The organism is Streptomyces sp. NPDC004732, from assembly GCF_040609235.1.
In the GTDB taxonomy this organism is placed as follows: Bacteria; Actinomycetota; Actinomycetes; order Streptomycetales; family Streptomycetaceae; genus Streptomyces.
On record NZ_JBEXJR010000007.1, the window covers coordinates 287,386 to 304,130 of the forward strand.

The 16,745-nt window shown below is 70.6% G+C and carries 15 protein-coding genes and 1 pseudogene; 15 read left to right on the top strand and 1 reads right to left on the bottom strand.

From position 1 onward, the window contains the following. Window positions 1-12: 12 nt before the first annotated feature. From ABZV77_RS22670 to ABZV77_RS22740, 15 genes and pseudogenes are all read left to right on the top strand, one after another. Window positions 13-885, top strand: a complete 873-nt coding sequence (locus ABZV77_RS22670; RefSeq protein WP_356260208.1) for a glycosyltransferase — start codon at window positions 13-15, stop codon at window positions 883-885. A gap of 95 nt (window positions 886-980) precedes the next feature. Next, window positions 981-1,928, top strand: coding sequence for an ABC transporter permease (locus tag ABZV77_RS22675; RefSeq protein ID WP_356259635.1), 948 nt, complete (start codon window positions 981-983; stop codon window positions 1,926-1,928). Between the two features lie 64 nt (window positions 1,929-1,992). Then, window positions 1,993-2,745, top strand: coding sequence for an ABC transporter ATP-binding protein (locus ABZV77_RS22680; protein ID WP_356260211.1), 753 nt, complete (start codon window positions 1,993-1,995; stop codon window positions 2,743-2,745). Between the two features lie 347 nt (window positions 2,746-3,092). Continuing rightward, window positions 3,093-3,989, top strand: coding sequence for a squalene synthase HpnC (gene hpnC, locus ABZV77_RS22685; protein ID WP_356259638.1), 897 nt, complete (start codon window positions 3,093-3,095; stop codon window positions 3,987-3,989). Then, window positions 3,986-4,936, top strand: a complete 951-nt coding sequence (hpnD, locus tag ABZV77_RS22690) for a presqualene diphosphate synthase HpnD (RefSeq protein WP_356259641.1) — start codon at window positions 3,986-3,988, stop codon at window positions 4,934-4,936. Before hpnC ends, hpnD begins: the two co-directional genes overlap by 4 nt. A gap of 34 nt (window positions 4,937-4,970) precedes the next feature. After that, a complete protein-coding gene (gene hpnE / locus ABZV77_RS22695; RefSeq protein WP_356260214.1) occupies window positions 4,971-6,470 on the top strand; it encodes a hydroxysqualene dehydroxylase HpnE in 1,500 nt (499 codons plus the stop codon). Further along, window positions 6,467-7,600 carry a polyprenyl synthetase family protein gene (locus tag ABZV77_RS22700; RefSeq protein WP_356259644.1) on the top strand — a complete coding sequence of 378 codons (1,134 nt, stop codon included), beginning with the start codon at window positions 6,467-6,469 and terminating at the stop codon, window positions 7,598-7,600. Before hpnE ends, ABZV77_RS22700 begins: the two co-directional genes overlap by 4 nt. 134 nt (window positions 7,601-7,734) lie before the next feature. Continuing rightward, window positions 7,735-9,768, top strand: coding sequence for a squalene--hopene cyclase (gene shc / locus ABZV77_RS22705; RefSeq protein ID WP_356259646.1), 2,034 nt, complete (start codon window positions 7,735-7,737; stop codon window positions 9,766-9,768). Beyond that, on the top strand, window positions 9,768-10,421 hold the full coding sequence (locus ABZV77_RS22710; protein ID WP_356259649.1) for a 1-hydroxy-2-methyl-2-butenyl 4-diphosphate reductase: 654 nt from the start codon (window positions 9,768-9,770) through the stop codon (window positions 10,419-10,421). Before shc ends, ABZV77_RS22710 begins: the two co-directional genes overlap by 1 nt. A 5-nt stretch (window positions 10,422-10,426) precedes the next feature. Continuing rightward, entirely contained in the window at window positions 10,427-11,449 is a 1,023-nt protein-coding gene (gene hpnH, locus ABZV77_RS22715; protein WP_356259652.1) for an adenosyl-hopene transferase HpnH, read from the top strand. A 4-nt stretch (window positions 11,450-11,453) separates the two neighbouring features. Then, a pseudogene (locus ABZV77_RS22720) lies at window positions 11,454-11,639 on the top strand (flavodoxin-dependent (E)-4-hydroxy-3-methylbut-2-enyl-diphosphate synthase); the annotation flags it as partial. 70 nt (window positions 11,640-11,709) lie between these two features. Then, a complete protein-coding gene (gene dxs / locus ABZV77_RS22725; protein WP_356259654.1) occupies window positions 11,710-13,620 on the top strand; it encodes a 1-deoxy-D-xylulose-5-phosphate synthase in 1,911 nt (636 codons plus the stop codon). Further along, the gene (locus tag ABZV77_RS22730) at window positions 13,617-15,026 is read left to right on the top strand and encodes an aspartate aminotransferase family protein (RefSeq protein ID WP_356259657.1); all 1,410 of its coding nucleotides are present in this window, start codon (window positions 13,617-13,619) and stop codon (window positions 15,024-15,026) included. The genes dxs and ABZV77_RS22730 overlap by 4 nt, the downstream gene beginning before the upstream one ends. A 63-nt stretch (window positions 15,027-15,089) precedes the next feature. Next, entirely contained in the window at window positions 15,090-15,725 is a 636-nt protein-coding gene (locus tag ABZV77_RS22735) for an XRE family transcriptional regulator (RefSeq protein WP_356259660.1), read from the top strand. After that, window positions 15,722-15,895, top strand: coding sequence for a DUF6126 family protein (locus tag ABZV77_RS22740; protein WP_356259662.1), 174 nt, complete (start codon window positions 15,722-15,724; stop codon window positions 15,893-15,895). The genes ABZV77_RS22735 and ABZV77_RS22740 overlap by 4 nt, the downstream gene beginning before the upstream one ends. 17 nt (window positions 15,896-15,912) lie before the next feature. On the opposite strand, the gene ABZV77_RS22745 is transcribed toward ABZV77_RS22740, so the two are convergent. After that, the gene (locus ABZV77_RS22745) at window positions 15,913-16,719 is read right to left on the bottom strand and encodes a tyrosine-protein phosphatase (RefSeq protein WP_356259665.1); all 807 of its coding nucleotides are present in this window, start codon (window positions 16,717-16,719) and stop codon (window positions 15,913-15,915) included. Between the last annotated feature and the right edge of the window lie 26 nt (window positions 16,720-16,745).

Below are 16,745 nucleotides of genomic sequence, written 5' to 3' on the forward strand. Positions count from 1 at the left end.
GGGGAGCGGACGATGAAGGTCGGCGCCGTCATCATCACGATGGGCAACCGGCCGCAGGAGCTGCGCGCCCTCCTCGACTCGGTCGCCAAGCAGGAGGGCGACCCGGTCGAGGTGGTCGTGGTCGGCAACGGTGCCCCCGTGCCCGAGGTCCCCGAAGGCGTGCGCACCGTCGAGCTGCCGGAGAACCTCGGCATCCCCGGCGGCCGCAACGTCGGCATCGAGGCCTTCGGCCCGGGCGGCACCGACGTCGACATCCTGCTCTTCCTGGACGACGACGGCCTGCTCGCCACCCTGGACACGGCGCGGCTGTGCCGCGAGGCCTTCGCCGCCGACCGGGAGCTCGGCATCATCAGCTTCCGCATCGCGGACCCGGACACGGGGGAGACCCAGCGCCGCCACGTGCCGCGGCTGCGGGCCGCCGACCCGATGCGCTCCTCGCGCGTGACGACGTTCCTGGGCGGCGCCAACGCCGTCCGTACGAAGGTCCTCGCCGAGGTCGGCGGGCTGCCCGGCGAGTTCTTCTACGCCCATGAGGAGACGGACCTCGCCTGGCGCGCGCTGAACGCGGGCTGGATGATCGACTACCGCTCCGACATGGTTCTCTTCCACCCCACGACGGCCCCCTCGCGGCACGCGGTCTACCACCGGATGGTGGCCCGCAACCGCGTCTGGCTGGCCCGTCGCAACCTCCCCGCGCCGCTGGTCCCCGTCTACCTCGGTGTCTGGATGCTCCTCACCCTCGCCCGGCGCCCCTCGGGCCCGGCCCTGAAGGCCTGGTTCGGCGGGTTCAAGGAGGGCTGGACCACGCCCTGCGGCCCTCGTAGGCCCATGAAGTGGCGTACGGTGTGGCGGCTGACCCGACTGGGCCGACCTCCCGTCATCTGACAAGCTCGGGTCTGAGAGCATTCGGGCCATACCCCGGTCCCTGGCCCACGCCTACGCCCGACCGGCTGCGCTTCTGAAGACGAAAGTTTCCACTCGTGAGTGAGACAACGCATGACGGCGGGGTCACGGTGACAGCATCACCGTCGACTCCGTCGCCCGATGACGGGCTCTCCCGGGCCGACCTCGCCGCCAAGTACGGTCTGACCGTCAGCGGCGCCCGGCCCGGACTTTTCGAGTACGTCCGCCAGCTCTGGGGACGGCGTCACTTCATCCTCGCCTTCTCCCAGGCGAAGCTGACCGCCCAGTACAGCCAGGCCAAGCTCGGCCAGCTGTGGCAGGTGGCCACGCCGCTGTTGAACGCGGCGGTCTACTTCTTCATCTTCGGGCTGCTGCTCGGCGCCAGGAAGGGCATCCCGCACGAGATCTACGTGCCGTTCCTGGTGACGGGTGTCTTCGTCTTCACGTTCACGCAGAGCTCGGTCATGGCGGGCGTGCGGGCGATCTCCGGCAACCTCGGTCTGGTCAGGGCCCTGCACTTCCCGCGGGCCTCGCTGCCGGTCTCCTTCGCGCTCCAGCAGCTCCAGCAGCTGCTCTTCTCGATGATCGTGCTCGTCGTGATCATGTGCGCGTTCGGGATCTTCCCGGCCCTGTCCTGGCTCCTGGTGGTGCCCGCGCTGGTGCTCCAGTTCGTCTTCAACGTGGGCCTGGCGCTGATCTTCGCCCGGATGGGCAGCAAGACGCCCGACCTGGCGCAGCTCATGCCGTTCGTGATGCGGACCTGGATGTACGCCTCGGGCGTCATGTTCAGCATCCCCGCGATGCTCGCGACCAAGAAGGACGTGCCCGGCTGGGTCGGGGACGTACTCCAGTGGAATCCGGCCTCCATCTACATGGACCTGATCCGCTTCGCCCTGATCGACAAGTACGACTCCTCCTACCTGCCGCCGCACGTGTGGGCCTTCGCGGTCGGCTGGGCCGTGCTGATCGGCGCGGTCGGATTCGTGTACTTCTGGAAGGCGGAGGAGCGGTACGGCCGTGGCTGACGACGTGACCCCCAACAAGCCCAACAAGACCGACAAGCCCGACGCGAACGCAGGCAAGGGGCACATCCCCACCGTCATCGCCGACGAGCTGCACATCGTCTACCGCGTCAACGGCGCGAAGACCGGCAAGGGCAGTGCCACCTCCGCCCTGAGCCGCATCCTCAGGCGCGGCGAGGAGCGCGGGGTGCGCAAGGTGCACGCCGTGCGCGGCGTCAGCTTCAACGCCTACCGTGGCGAGGCCATCGGCCTGATCGGCTCCAACGGCTCCGGCAAGTCCACCCTGCTCCGCGCCATCGCGGGCCTGCTCCCCGCCGAGCAGGGCAAGGTCTACACCGACGGCCAGCCCTCGCTGCTCGGCGTCAACGCGGCCCTGATGAACGATCTGACGGGCGAGCGCAACGTCATCCTCGGCGGCCTCGCGATGGGCATGTCCCGCGAGCAGATCAGGGAGCGCTACCAGGAGATCGTCGACTTCTCGGGGATCAACGAGAAGGGCGACTTCATCACCCTTCCGATGCGCACCTACTCCTCCGGCATGGCGGCCCGCCTGCGCTTCTCCATCGCGGCGGCCAAGGACCACGACGTCCTCATGATCGACGAGGCGCTGGCCACCGGTGACCGCAAGTTCCAGAAGCGCTCCGAGGCCCGCATCCGCGAGCTCCGCAAGGAGGCGGGCACGGTCTTCCTGGTCAGCCACAACAACAAGTCGATCCGCGACACCTGCGACCGCGTGCTGTGGCTGGAACGCGGCGAGCTGCGCATGGACGGGCCGACCGACGAGGTCATAAAGGAGTACGAGAAGTTCACGGGCAAGTAGCCCGATCGAGCCACCGGACCACCACCCGTTCGGCAGCAGTGCCCCGCCTGGAGGAACCTGGCGGGGCACTGTCGTGACATGGTGTCCCCGGAGCCACTTGGTGCTCCCAACTCACCGCCGGTAAAGGAAGATTGACGTGGATCGGTGTGTTGTTGTGATGCGCCGAACACCCCGACGATGCGCGTTGGGTTGTACAACGTAAGCTGTACAGGTGCTGATTCGCGGCAAGTGGGGCGATATCGCGCGGCGCCCCGCCTCGGAGCACGGCCCATCTCGGAGAGAGCCGGGCGGCGTGTCCGAAATAGGATGTATTGGGTCGGCAGTGTAGAACGGGAGATGTGACGGCAATGGCTACGGATGATCTCCAGCTCCGCGATGCTTCCGCCGTCCTCGCCAAGGCCGCGGACGAGAACTTTCCGGTGGCACCCTTCTTCCTGCCCCGGAGCTGGCGCGACGACCTGATGGCCGTCTACGGCGTCGTCCGCCTCATCGACGACATCGGTGACGGCGACCTGGCTCCGGAGGCCGCCCACGCCCGTCACCTCGGTCTGGACGCCGACGCGGACGACCCGCTGACGCTCCTCGACGCCGTCGCGGCCGACCTGGGCAAGGTCTTCGACGGCGGCGACCCCGGCCACCCGCTGGTCCGGGCGCTGCGCCCGGCCGCCCGGCGCGGGACCCTGACGGCCGCACCCTTCCTGGCGCTGATCGAGGCCAACCGCCAGGACCAGCTCATCGCGCGCTACGAGACGTACGACGACCTCGTCGCGTACTGCGCGCTCTCCGCCAACCCGATCGGCCGTCTCGTCCTGGCCATCACGGGGACGGAGACCCCGGAGCGCGTCCGCCGCTCGGATGCCGTCTGCACCGGCCTGCAGATCGTCGAGCACATCCAGGACGTCGCCGAAGACCTGCGGCGCGGCCGCATCTACCTGCCTGTCGAGGACATGAAGCGGTTCCACGTGAGTGAGTCAGATCTGGCCCTGCCGACAGCGGGCGCGTCGGTGCGCGCGCTGGTCGCATTCGAAGTGGAACGCGCCCGCGGCCTGCTGAATGAAGGCACCCCCCTGGTGGGTAGCGTCCACGGCAGGCTGAAGCTGCTGCTGGCCGGGTTCGTGGCAGGAGGGAGGGCGGCCGCCGGGGCGATCGTCACCGCCGGTTACGACGTCCTCCCGGGACCACCCAAGCCGACCAAGCCGCGCTTGCTGCGCGAGGCGGGTGCAGTGCTGCGAGGAGAGGGGTGAGCCGGGCCGTGGAGTCTGATCTGCAGGTGTCCGCGTCGGTGCTCGCCGCGTACAGCTACTGCGAGGCCGTGACCGGCCAGCAGGCGCGCAACTTCGCGTACGGCATCAGGCTGCTGCCGACGCCCAAGCGGCGGGCGATGTCCGCGCTCTACGCACTCTCCCGGCGGGTGGACGACATCGGCGACGGCGCGCTCCCGCCGGACGTCAAGGCGGAGCGGCTCGACGACACCCGGGCGCTGGTCGCGCGGATCCGCGCGGGCGGGGTCCAGGAGGACGACACCGACCCGGTGGCCGTCGCCCTCGCCCATGCCGCCGTGCACTTCCCCATCCCGATGGAAGGCCTCGACGAGCTGATCGACGGCGTCCTCAAGGACGTACGCGGTGAGACGTACGAGACGTGGGAGGACCTGAAGGTCTACTGCCGCTGTGTGGCCGGGGCCATCGGGCGGCTCTCGCTCGGGGTGTTCGGCACGGAGCGGGGGGCGCTGCATGCCGAGCGCGCGCCGGAGTATGCCGACACGCTCGGTCTCGCACTCCAACTGACCAACATTCTCCGGGACGTTCGCGAGGACGCCCAGGACGGGCGGACGTACCTGCCCGCCGACGACCTCGCCAAGTTCGGCTGCTCCGCCGGGTTCTCGGGCTCCGAGCCGCCCGCCGGATCCGACTTCGCGGGCCTCGTCCACTTCGAGGTGCGCCGCGCGCGTGCCCTGTTCGCCGAGGGCTACCGCCTGCTGCCCATGCTGGACCGGCGCAGCGGCGCCTGTGTGGCCGCCATGGCGGGCATCTACCGCCGCCTCCTCGACCGCATCGAGCGGGAGCCGGAAGCGGTCCTGCGCGGCCGCGTCTCGCTGCCGGGGCGCGAGAAGGCGTACGTCGCCGTGCGCGGACTGTCCGGCCTCGACGCGCGGAACGTGTCACGACAGACCGTCCGGAGGCGTGTGTGATGCGCATCCGGAGTGATCGTGGGGCAGTTGGGACATCGTTCGCAAAGCGGCGGGCAACCCTCCGCTCCATGGTCGCGTCCCAGACTGCAACGGCCGAAGGGGTGGGTGCATGACGAGGAAAGACATGCAGCCCGAGGGGCTGATCGAGGACGCCGAAGGCCGCTCCGCAGGGGCGGCCGCCGTAGTGGTCGGCGGCGGCCTCGCCGGGGTCACCACCGCACTCGCGCTCGCCGACGCGGGCCTGCGCGTCACCCTGCTCGAAGGACGGCCGAGGCTCGGCGGCCTCGCCTTCTCCTTCCAGCGCGGCGCACTCACCGTCGACAACGGACAGCACGTCTATCTGCGCTGCTGCACCGCCTACCGATGGTTCCTCGACCGCATCGAAGGCGCACACCTCGCACCCGTGCAGGAACGTCTCGACGTGCCCGTCCTCGACGCCGACCGCAACCGGCTCGGGCGCCTCAGGCGCGCCGCGCTCCCCGTGCCGCTGCACCTCGCGGCGAGCCTCGCCACCTATCCCCATCTGTCGGTCGCCGAGCGCGCCAAGGTGGGGCGCGCGGCGCTCGCCCTCAAGGGACTCGACCCGTCCGACCCCGTGCTCGACGGCCAGAACTTCGGCAGCTGGCTCGCCCGGCACGGTCAGTCGGCGCGCGCCATCGAGGCCCTCTGGGACCTCGTGGGCGTCGCGACGCTCAACGCCGCCGCGGGCGACGCCTCACTCGGGCTCGCCGCGATGGTGTTCAAGACCGGGCTGCTCTCGGAACCGGGCGCCGCCGACATCGGCTGGGCCCGGGTGCCCCTCGGTGATCTGCATGACACGCTGGCCCGCAAGGCGCTCGACGCAGCGGGAGTCCGTACGGAACTAAAGGCACGAGTCACCTCCATCTCCCGTACGGAGAACGGCGGTTGGCGCGTGGAGGTTCCCGGCGAGACCATCGAGGCCAAAACCGTCGTGCTCGCCGTGCCGCAGCACGAGACGCACGACCTCCTCCCCGACGGCGCGCTCGACCAGCCCGACCGGCTCCTCGACATCGACACCGCGCCGATCCTGAACATCCATGTCGTGTACGACAGGAAGGTGCTGAAGCGGCCGTTCTTCGCCGCGATCGGCACCCCTGTGCAGTGGGTCTTCGACCGGACCGAGGCCTCCGGCCTTGCCGAGGGGCAGTATCTGGCGCTCTCGCAGTCGATCGCGCAGGACGAGATCGACGCGCCCGTCGCCGCACTGCGCGAACGCTATCTGCCCGAGCTGGAGCGGCTGTTGCCCGCGGCGCACGGCGCGGAGGTACGGGACTTCTTCGTCACCCGCGAGCGCACGGCGACCTTCGCGCCCACCCCCGGCGTCGGCAGGCTCCGCCCCGGTGCCCGCACCAACGCCCGCGGTCTGTACCTCGCGGGCGCGTGGACCGCCACCGGGTGGCCCGCGACCATGGAGAGCGCCGTACGCAGCGGCATCAGCGCGGCCGAGGCCGCCCTCTCCACCCTCGACCGCCCCCGTGATCACCTCTTCGCATTCGAGGAGGCGGCGGCGTGAAGCTCGACCTTCTGGGGTCAGGTCCCCAGAGAAACAGCACCGGAACAAGAGGAGAAACTGTGCCGACTGTGCCCTCGGCCGAGAAAACGGCTGCCGACACGGTGGACGTGACCTCACTGCTCGAGCAAGGAAGGACGCTGGCCACCCCGGTGCTGCGGGCCGCGGTGGACCGTCTCGCGCCGCCCATGGACACCGTGGCCGCCTACCACTTCGGATGGATCGACGCGGCGGGCAACCCCTCCGACGGCGACGGTGGCAAGGCCGTGCGTCCCGCGCTCGCCCTGCTCTCCGCCGAGGCCGCGGGCGCGTCTCCCGAGGTCGGCGTCCCCGGCGCGGTCGCCGTCGAGCTCGTGCACAACTTCTCACTGCTCCACGACGACCTGATGGACGGCGACGAGCAGCGCCGCCACCGCGACACGGTGTGGAAGGTGCACGGCCCCGCACAGGCCATCCTCGTCGGCGACGCACTCTTCGCGCTCGGCAACGAGGTCCTCCTGGAGCTCGGCACCGTCGAGGCGGGCCGCGCCACCCGCCGCCTCATCACCGCCACGCGCGCGCTGATCGACGGCCAGGCACAGGACATCAGCTACGAGCACCGCGACCGGGTCACCGTCGAGGAGTGCCTGGAGATGGAGGGCAAGAAGACCGGCGCCCTGCTCGCCTGCGCCGTCTCCATCGGTGCCGTCCTCGGCGGCGCGGACGACCACACCGCCGACACGCTGGAGAAGTACGGATACCACCTCGGCCTCGCCTTCCAGGCCGTGGACGATCTGCTGGGCATCTGGGGCGACCCGGAGGCCACCGGCAAGCAGACGTGGAGCGACCTGCGCCAGCGCAAGAAGTCCCTGCCCGTGGTGGCCGCACTCGCCGCGGGTGGTCCCGCGTCCGAGCGGCTCGGTGAACTGCTCACCGCCGACTCCAAGAGCAGCGACTTCGAGAACTTCTCCGAGTCGGAGTTCGCCGCACGCGCCGCCCTGATCGAAGAGGCGGGCGGCCGCGAGTGGACCGCCAAGGAGGCCAGGCGCCAGCACGCCATCGCCATCGAAGCCCTGGACCACGTCCAGATGCCGGACCGGATCCGGGCGCAGCTCGTCGCGCTCGCCGATTTCGTCGTCGTACGAGAGAGATGATCACCATCGCGCGGATATCCGGGTTATCCGGGGGGTGACCCCCGGACCCACAGGCAGTCGCCGGCCGGCGTGACGCGTCGGCCGACGGCGGACCCACAGCAGATGTAGCCATCGCACTGCACGAAGGGGAAGCCATGACAGCGACGACCGACGGAAGCACCGGAGCGGCCACGCCCCGCGCAGCCTCGGCCAGCCAGTCCACCGAACCCGTCGACCTGACCGATACGACCGCCACGACCGTCACGACGGCAGCCCCGCGTGACGCCGCCGCGCGTGCCATACAGCGCTCCACCGACTTCCTGCTCTCCCGGCAGGACGCCCAGGGCTGGTGGAAGGGCGACCTCGAGACCAATGTGACCATGGACGCCGAGGACCTCCTCCTGCGGCAGTTCCTCGGCATCCGGGACGAGCACACCACCCGCGCCGCCGCGCTCTTCATCCGCGGCGAGCAGCGCGACGACGGCACCTGGGCCACGTTCTTCGGCGGCCCCGGCGAGCTCTCCACGACCATCGAGGCGTACGTCGCGCTGCGCCTGGCCGGTGACAGGACCGACGAGGCGCACATGGCGAAGGCCGCCGCGTGGATCCGGGAACGGGGCGGCATCGCCGAGGCCCGTGTCTTCACCCGGATCTGGCTCGCCCTCTTCGGCTGGTGGAAGTGGGACGACCTGCCGGAACTCCCACCGGAGCTCATTTACTTCCCCAAGTGGGTCCCGCTCAACATCTACGACTTCGGCTGCTGGGCGCGGCAGACGATAGTGCCGCTCACCGTCGTGTCAGCCAAGCGGCCGGTGCGTCCCGCACCCTTCGCCCTGGACGAGCTGCACACCGACGCGCGCGTCCCGAGCCCCGTCAAGCCCCTTGCCCCCGTGGCGAGTTGGGACGGCGTCTTCCAGCGGCTCGACAAGGCGCTGCACGTCTACCACAAGGTCGCGCCGCGCAAGCTGCGCAAGGCCGCGATGAACAGCGCCGCCCGCTGGATCATCGAGCGCCAGGAGAACGACGGCTGCTGGGGCGGGATCCAGCCGCCCGCCGTCTACTCCGTCATCGCGCTGCACCTGCTCGGCTACGACCTGGACCACCCCGTCCTGAAGGCCGGGCTCGCCTCCCTCGACCGGTTCGCCGTGTGGCGCGAGGACGGCTCCCGGATGATCGAGGCCTGCCAGTCGCCCGTGTGGGACACCTGCCTTGCGACCATCGCGCTCGCGGACGCCGGAGTGCCCGCGGACCACCCGCAGTTGGTCAAGGCCGCCGACTGGATGCTCGGCGAGCAGATCGTGCGGCCCGGCGACTGGTCGGTGCGCAGGCCGGGCCTCGTGCCGGGCGGCTGGGCGTTCGAGTTCCACAACGACAACTACCCCGACATCGACGACACCGCCGAGGTCGCCCTCGCGCTGCGCCGGGTCGCGCACCCCGACAAGGCGCGCCTGGAGAACGCCATCGACCGCGGAGTGCGCTGGAACCTCGGCATGCAGTCGAAGAACGGCGGCTGGGGCGCCTTCGACGTCGACAACACCAGCCCCTTCCCCAACCGGCTGCCGTTCTGCGACTTCGGCGAGGTCATCGACCCGCCGTCCGCCGACGTCACCGGCCACGTCGTGGAGATGCTCGCCGTCGAGGGGAAGTCCCGCGACCCGCGCACCCGGCGCGGCATCGAGTGGCTCCTCGCCGAACAGGAGGAGTGCGGCGCCTGGTTCGGGCGCTGGGGCGTCAACTACATCTACGGCACGGGGTCGGTGGTGCCCGCACTGGTCACCGCGGGGCTGCCCGCATCGCACCCGGCGATCCGGCGCGCGGTGCGGTGGGTCGAGTCGGTGCAGAACGACGACGGCGGCTGGGGCGAGGACCTGCGCTCCTACCGCGACCGGGGCTGGGTCGGCCACGGCACGTCGTCCGCCTCGCAGACCGCCTGGGCGCTGCTCACCCTGCTGGCGGCGGGCGAGAGCGAGGCCAAGCCCGCGGAGCGCGGCATCGCCTGGCTCGTGGAGACGCAGCTCGCCGACGGCTCCTGGGACGAGCCGTACTTCACCGGCACCGGCTTCCCCTGGGACTTCTCCATCAACTACCACCTGTACCGACAGGTGTTCCCGCTGACCGCCCTCGGCAGGTACATCAACGGAGACCCCTTCGCGGGCGGCTCCGGCGCCGACCCCGGCAAGGGCAGCTGATGGACCGGAACCCGGCCCCGCGGCCGGGCCCCGCACCGCTGCTGATCGCCTGCGCGCTCGGCATCGAGCACCTCGCCCTGCGCACCGGCGACCGCAGCGGCGCGCCGGGCGGCATGACCGTGCTGCGCACCGGCATGGGCCCCCAGAACGCCGAGCGCGCCGTCACCGGTGCGCTCGGAAAGGAAAACCTGCGCGACGCGGCCGTACTGGCCACCGGCTTCTGTGCCGGACTCGCCCCCGGTATGCACCCCGGCGACCTGGTCGTCGCCGAGGAGACCAGGGACACGCGCGGCAGCACGCCCTGCACGGGAACCGGGCTGCTGGTCCAGGAGCTGGTGCGGGCCGTGCCCGGCCGCACCGTGCACACCGGACCGCTCACCGGCTCCGACCACGTCGTCCGCGGTCACGAGCGCGGCGATCTCCTGGCCACCGGCGCCATCGCCGTGGACATGGAGTCCGCCGCGACGCTGCACTGTGCCGTACGCACCGGTCAGCGGCCCGTTGCGGCCGTCCGGGTGGTCGTGGATGCCCCACAGCACGAACTCGTCCGCATCGGCACGGTGCGCGGTGGAATATCAGCTTTCCGCGTTCTTCGTGCCGTGCTCCCCGCTTTCTTTGAATGGCACCGTTCTTCGCTGCTCCCTCGGAGGTGAGCCAGATGGCCATGCCGCTTCGCCAGTCCATCAAGGTCGCTACGTATCTCTTTGAACAGAAGCTGCGCAAGCGCGAGAAGTTTCCGCTGATCGTCGAATTGGAGCCGCTCTTCGCCTGCAACCTGAAGTGCGAGGGCTGCGGGAAGATCCAGCACCCGGCCGGGGTGCTCAAGCAGCGCATGCCGGTGGCCCAGGCCGTGGGCGCCGTGCTGGAGTCCGGCGCGCCGATGGTGTCCATCGCCGGCGGCGAGCCGCTGATGCACCCTCAGATCGATGAGATCGTGCGGCAGTTGGTGGCGAGGAAGAAGTACGTCTTCCTCTGCACCAACGCGATGCTGTTGCGCAAGAAGATCGAGAAGTTCACGCCATCGCCGTACTTCGCGTTCGCCGTGCACATCGACGGCATGCGGGAGCGGCACGACGAGTCCGTCGCGAAGGAAGGGGTCTTCGACGAGGCCGTCGCGGCCATCAAGGAAGCCAAGAAGCGCGGCTTCCGGGTCACCACCAATTCGACCTTCTTCAACACCGACACCCCGCAGACCATCATCGAGGTCCTGAACTTCCTCAACGACGACCTCCAGGTCGACGAGATGATGCTGTCGCCCGCCTACGCCTACGAGAAGGCGCCCGACCAGGAGCACTTCCTCGGCGTCGAGCAGACCCGCGAGCTCTTCAAGAAGGCCTTCGCGGGCGGCAACCGGCTGCGCTGGCGCCTCAACCACTCGCCGCTCTTCCTGGACTTCCTGGAGGGCAAGGCGGACTTCCCGTGCACCGCGTGGGCGATCCCCAACTACTCGCTCTTCGGCTGGCAGCGCCCCTGCTACCTGATGAGCGACGGTTACGTCCCCACGTACCGCGAGCTCATCGAGGAGACCGACTGGAGCAAGTACGGCCGCGGCAAGGACCCGCGCTGCGCCAACTGCATGGCGCACTGCGGCTACGAGCCGACCGCCGTCCTCGCCACCATGGGCTCCCTCAAGGAGTCCATCCGTGCGGCCCGCGAGACGGTCTCCGGAAACCGCGGGTGACGTCATGACCCCAGGAGAGCCCGTTTCCCTGGGCCTCCCGGAGCTGCCGGTCCGGCCGATCTCCGAGCGCCGCCTCTCGCGGCGCATAGAGGTCGGACCGGTGGCCGTGGGGGGCGGTGCGCCGGTCTCGGTGCAGTCGATGACGACGACGCGTACGTCCGACATCGGGGCGACGCTGCAGCAGATCGCGGACGACGGCGTCCCGTCGGGGGCGCCCGACGTCACCGTGAGCTGAGAACAACCAGAGAGGGGGCTCGAGCATGACCATTCTCGACACCATCCGGGGGCCACGGGACCTGAAGGGGCTTTCCGGGGCCGAGCTCGACGAACTGGCAGGGGAGATCAGGGAGTTCCTGGTGCACGCGGTGGCCAGGACGGGCGGCCACCTCGGGCCCAACCTGGGGGTCGTGGAGCTCTCCATCGCCCTGCACCGGGTCTTCGAGTCGCCGGTCGACCGGCTCGTGTGGGACACCGGCCACCAGAGCTATGTGCACAAGCTGCTCACCGGGCGGCAGGACTTCTCCAAGCTCCGCGGCAAGGGCGGCCTCTCGGGCTACCCCTCGCGCGAGGAGTCCGAGCACGACATCGTGGAGAACAGCCACGCCTCGACCGCGCTGGGCTGGGCGGACGGCCTCGCCAAGGCGCGGCAGGTGCTCGGCGAGCGGGGGCACGTCGTCGCCGTCATCGGGGACGGCGCGCTCACCGGGGGCATGGCCTGGGAGGCGCTCAACAACATCGCGGCCGCGAAGAACCGGCCGCTGATCATCGTCGTCAACGACAACGAACGCTCGTACGCCCCGACCATCGGCGGCCTCGCCAACCACCTCGCCACCCTGCGCACCACCGACAGCTACGAGCGCGTGCTCGCCTGGGGCAAGGACATCCTCCAGCGCACCCCCGTCGTCGGACAGACCGTGTACGAGTCGCTGCACGGTGCCAAGAAGGGGTTCAAGGACGCCTTCGCGCCGCAGGGCATGTTCGAGGACCTGGGGCTCAAGTACGTCGGACCGATCGACGGGCACGACATCGGAGCCGTCGAGTCGGCATTGCGACGTGCGAAACGCTTCCACGGCCCGGTCCTCATCCACTGCCTCACCGAGAAGGGCCGTGGCTACGAACCCGCGCTCGCCGACGAGGCGGACCGCTTCCACACCGTGGGCGTCATGGACCCGCTCACCTGCGAGCCGCTCGCGCCGTCCAACGGCCCCTCCTGGACCTCCGTGTTCGGCGACGAGATCGTCCGCATCGGCGCCGAGCGCGACGACGTCGTCGCCATCACCGCGGCCATGCTCGGCCCCGTCGGCCTGACGAAGTTCGCGGCGGCCTACCCCGACCGGGTCTGGGACGTCGGCATCGCGGAGCAGCACGCCGCGGTGTCCGCCGCCGGGCTCGCCACGGGCGGCCTGCACCCGGTCGTCGCGGTGTACGCCACCTTCCTCAACCGCGCCTTCGACCAGCTCCTGATGGACGTCGCGCTGCACCGGTGCGGCGTGACCTTCGTGCTCGACCGGGCCGGGGTCACGGGCGTCGACGGCGCCTCGCACAACGGCATGTGGGACATGTCGATCCTCCAGGTCGTGCCGGGGCTGCGGATCGCCGCGCCGCGCGACGCCGACCAGCTCCGGGCGCAGCTGCGCGAGGCGGTCGCCGTCGACGACGCGCCGACGCTGCTGCGCTTCCCCAAGGAGTCGGTGGGGCCCGCGATCCCCGCCGTGGACCGGCTCGGCGGCATGGACGTGCTGCTCCAGGAGCCGGACGCGGAGGTGCTGCTCGTCGCGGTCGGGGTGATGGCGCCGACCTGTCTGCAGGCCGCCGAGCTGCTCCGGGAGCGCGGTCTGCGCTGCACCGTCGTCGACCCGCGCTGGGTCAAGCCCGTCGACCCGGAGCTGCCCGGGCTCGTCGCACGCCACCGGCTCGTCGCCGTCGTCGAGGACAACAGCCGCTCCGCCGGGGTCGGCGCGGCGGTCGCGCTCGCGCTCGGCGAGGCCGAAGTGGACGTGCCCGTGCGGCGGTTCGGCATCCCCGAGCAGTTCCTCGCGCATGCCAAGCGGGGCGAGGTCCTCGCCGATCTGGGGCTCACCCCCGTCGAGATCGCCGGTCGGATCAGCGCTTCGCTGACCGCCAAGGAGGGCGCGGACCAGCAGGGTTCAGGCAAGGAGTACAGCGTATGACCAAGGAGTTCGACACCAAGGACGCCAAGGAGTTCGACCTCGGCAGACTCCTCGCCGAGCGGGGCGCCGAACGGTACGAACTGCACGCCCGGCACCTCAACCACCAACTGCCGCGCATGCTGCACACCATCGGCTTCGACAAGGTCTACGAGCGGGCCGAGGGCGCGTACTTCTGGGACGCCGAGGGCAACGACTACCTCGACATGCTCGCGGGCTTCGGCGTGATGGGTCTCGGCAGGCACCATCCCGTCGTACGCAAGGCGCTGCACGACGTCCTCGACGCCTCGCTCGCCGACCTCACCCGCTTCGACTGCCAGCCGCTGCCCGGCCTGCTCGCCGAGCAACTGCTGAAGCACAGCCCGCACTTGGACCGGGTCTTCTTCGGCAACAGCGGTACGGAAGCGGTCGAGACGGCGCTGAAGTTCGCGCGGTACGCCACCGGGAAGCCGCGGGTGCTGTACTGCGCGCACGCCTTCCACGGGCTCACCACGGGATCCCTCTCCGTCAACGGCGAGGACGGCTTCCGGGACGGCTTCGCGCCGCTGCTCCCCGACACGGCGGTCCCGCTCGGCGACCTGGACGCGCTGCGCAAGGAGCTGGCCAAGGGCGACGTCGCCGGGCTGATCGTCGAGCCCATCCAGGGCAAGGGCGTGCACGAGACACCGCCCGGGTACCTGCGCGCCGCCCAGGAGCTGCTGCACCGGCACAAGGCGCTGCTGATCGCCGACGAGGTGCAGACCGGCCTCGGCAGGACCGGCGACTTCTACGCGTACCAGCACGAGGAGGGCGTCGAACCCGACCTGGTCTGCGTCGCCAAGGCGCTGTCGGGCGGCTATGTGCCGGTCGGCGCCACGCTGGGCAAGGACTGGATCTTCAAGAAGGTCTACTCGTCGATGGACCGGGTGCTCGTGCACTCGGCGAGCTTCGGCTCCAACGCGCAGGCCATGGCGGCCGGGCTCGCCGTCCTGTCCGTGATGGAGGACGAGAAGGTCGTCGAGAACGCCGCGGTCACGGGCGAGCTGCTCAGGTCCCGGCTCGCCGCCCTCGTCGACCGCTACGAGCTGCTGAGCGAGGTGCGCGGCCGCGGGCTGATGATCGGCATCGAGTTCGGGCGGCCCAAGTCGCTCAAGCTGCGCGGCCGCTGGGCGATGCTGCAGGCCGCCCGCAAGGGGCTCTTCGCGCAGATGGTCGTCGTACCGCTGCTGCAGAAGCACCGCATCCTCACCCAGGTCTCCGGGGACCACCTGGAGGTCATCAAGCTGATCCCGCCGCTGACCGTGGGGGAGCGGGAGGTGGACCGCTTCGTGGCCGCCTTCACCGCCGTGATGGACGACGCGCACAGTGGCGGCGGTCTGATGTGGGACTTCGGCAGGACGCTGGTGAAGCAGGCGGTCGCGAACCGCTAGGACCCTTTTTGCCTCTCGGGCAAGAAAGTTGCCCGGGAGGCAAGGCTCTGGCTCAATCAGGGTATGAGCCCTGCCGAGCCCAAGGAGCCCGTCGAGCCGCCCCAGGCGGCCGAAGCGCTCCCAGCCGTGGCGCCCCAGCTGCGTGAACTGCGCCGCCGCGCCTCCCTCACGCTGGAGGCCGCGGCCCGCACCGCCGGGCTCTCGCCCGCCCATCTGTCCCGCCTGGAGACCGGGCAGCGCCAGCCTTCACTGCCGATGCTGCTCACGCTCGCACGTGTCTACGGTACGACGGTCTCGGAGCTGCTCGGCGAGACGGTCGCCGACCGGGACGCCGTCGTCCGCGCCCCGGACATGGAACCGACCGCGGCGGGCGGCTGGACCTACTGGCAGGCGGGCGCCCCGGGCCGCGGCATGCAGGCGCTGCGCGTGCACGTGCCGCACGGCGCGCAGGGCGACATCGTGCGCGTCCACCCCGGCGAGGAGTGGCTCTACGTCCTGCAGGGGCGGCTGCGGCTGCACCTGGGGGACACCGCGCACACCCTCGCGCCGGGGGACAGCGCGCACTTCGACTCGCTGACCCCGCACCGGATCGCCGCCGCCGACCGCGGCGGCACCGATCTTCTCTTCGTCCACACACTGCTGCAGAGCCCCGCCACCGCGCTGTGCCTCGGCGGCCCCACCCAGGGAGACCCGACATGACGGAACCGGAAGAGCAGGGACCTGCGCAGCCGGAGCGGCCCGCCCGCAACACCATGGAGGAGAAGCTGCCCCGTGGCCTCTGGGTCCGCCTGATCATCTATGTGGCGGTGGGCCACCTCTTCGCGGCCTTCCTCTACCTGCTGTTCGAGCTGGGCGCGAACAACCAGTAGCCGCCGCTCGGCCGAGCTCAGTCGAGGAGACGCTCACGCAGGCGCTCGCGGGTCCCGGCGCTCACCTTGAGGCCCACGGAAAGATAGGTGTCCACGTCGCCCCACGTCTCCTCGATCGTCTCGTACGCCGCCGCCAGATACTCGGCGCGGGCGTCGAAGAGCGGGTCCAGGAGCTCCATGACCTCGGGCGACATCGCGTTCGGCGAGCTGTCCGAGCGGTGCACCTTGTAGCGGCGGTGCTTCACGTTCGACTCGAGGTAGTCCGCCTCGATGGCATCACGCTCCACGCCGACGGCGAGGAGCGTGACGGCTATGGAGAGGCCCGCGCGGTCCTTGCCCGCCGCGCAGTGCATCAGGGCGGGCACGCTGTCCTCGGCGAGCGCGTGCAGCACCTTGCTGTGCTCGGCGGTGCGCTCCTTGATTATCGTCCGGTACGCGGCCCCCATCCGGTCGGCGCCCCGGCCGCCGGAGAGGATCGAGCGCAGCTGGTCGAGGTCGCCGTCGCGCACCATCTTCCAGAACTCGGCGCCGTCGGCCGGGTCGGTCAGCGGGAGGTTCACGTTGCGCACGCCCGGCAGCTCGACGTCGGGCCCTTCCAGGCGCTGGTCGGCTTCGTTGCGGAAGTCGAAGACCGTGTGCAGACCCAGCGAGGAGAGGAACGCGGCGTCGGCGTCCGTGGCGTGCGCCAGGTGACCGCTGCGGAAGAGCCTGCCCCGGGCGACGCGGCGGCCGTCCACCGTCGGCAGCCCGCCCACGTCACGGAAGTTGCGCACTCCGGCAAGCTCGGGCTCCGACAGTTCTGCCGGCGGGAACTGCTGCGTCACGGGCTCTCCTCGGGCTCTGCGTCCGG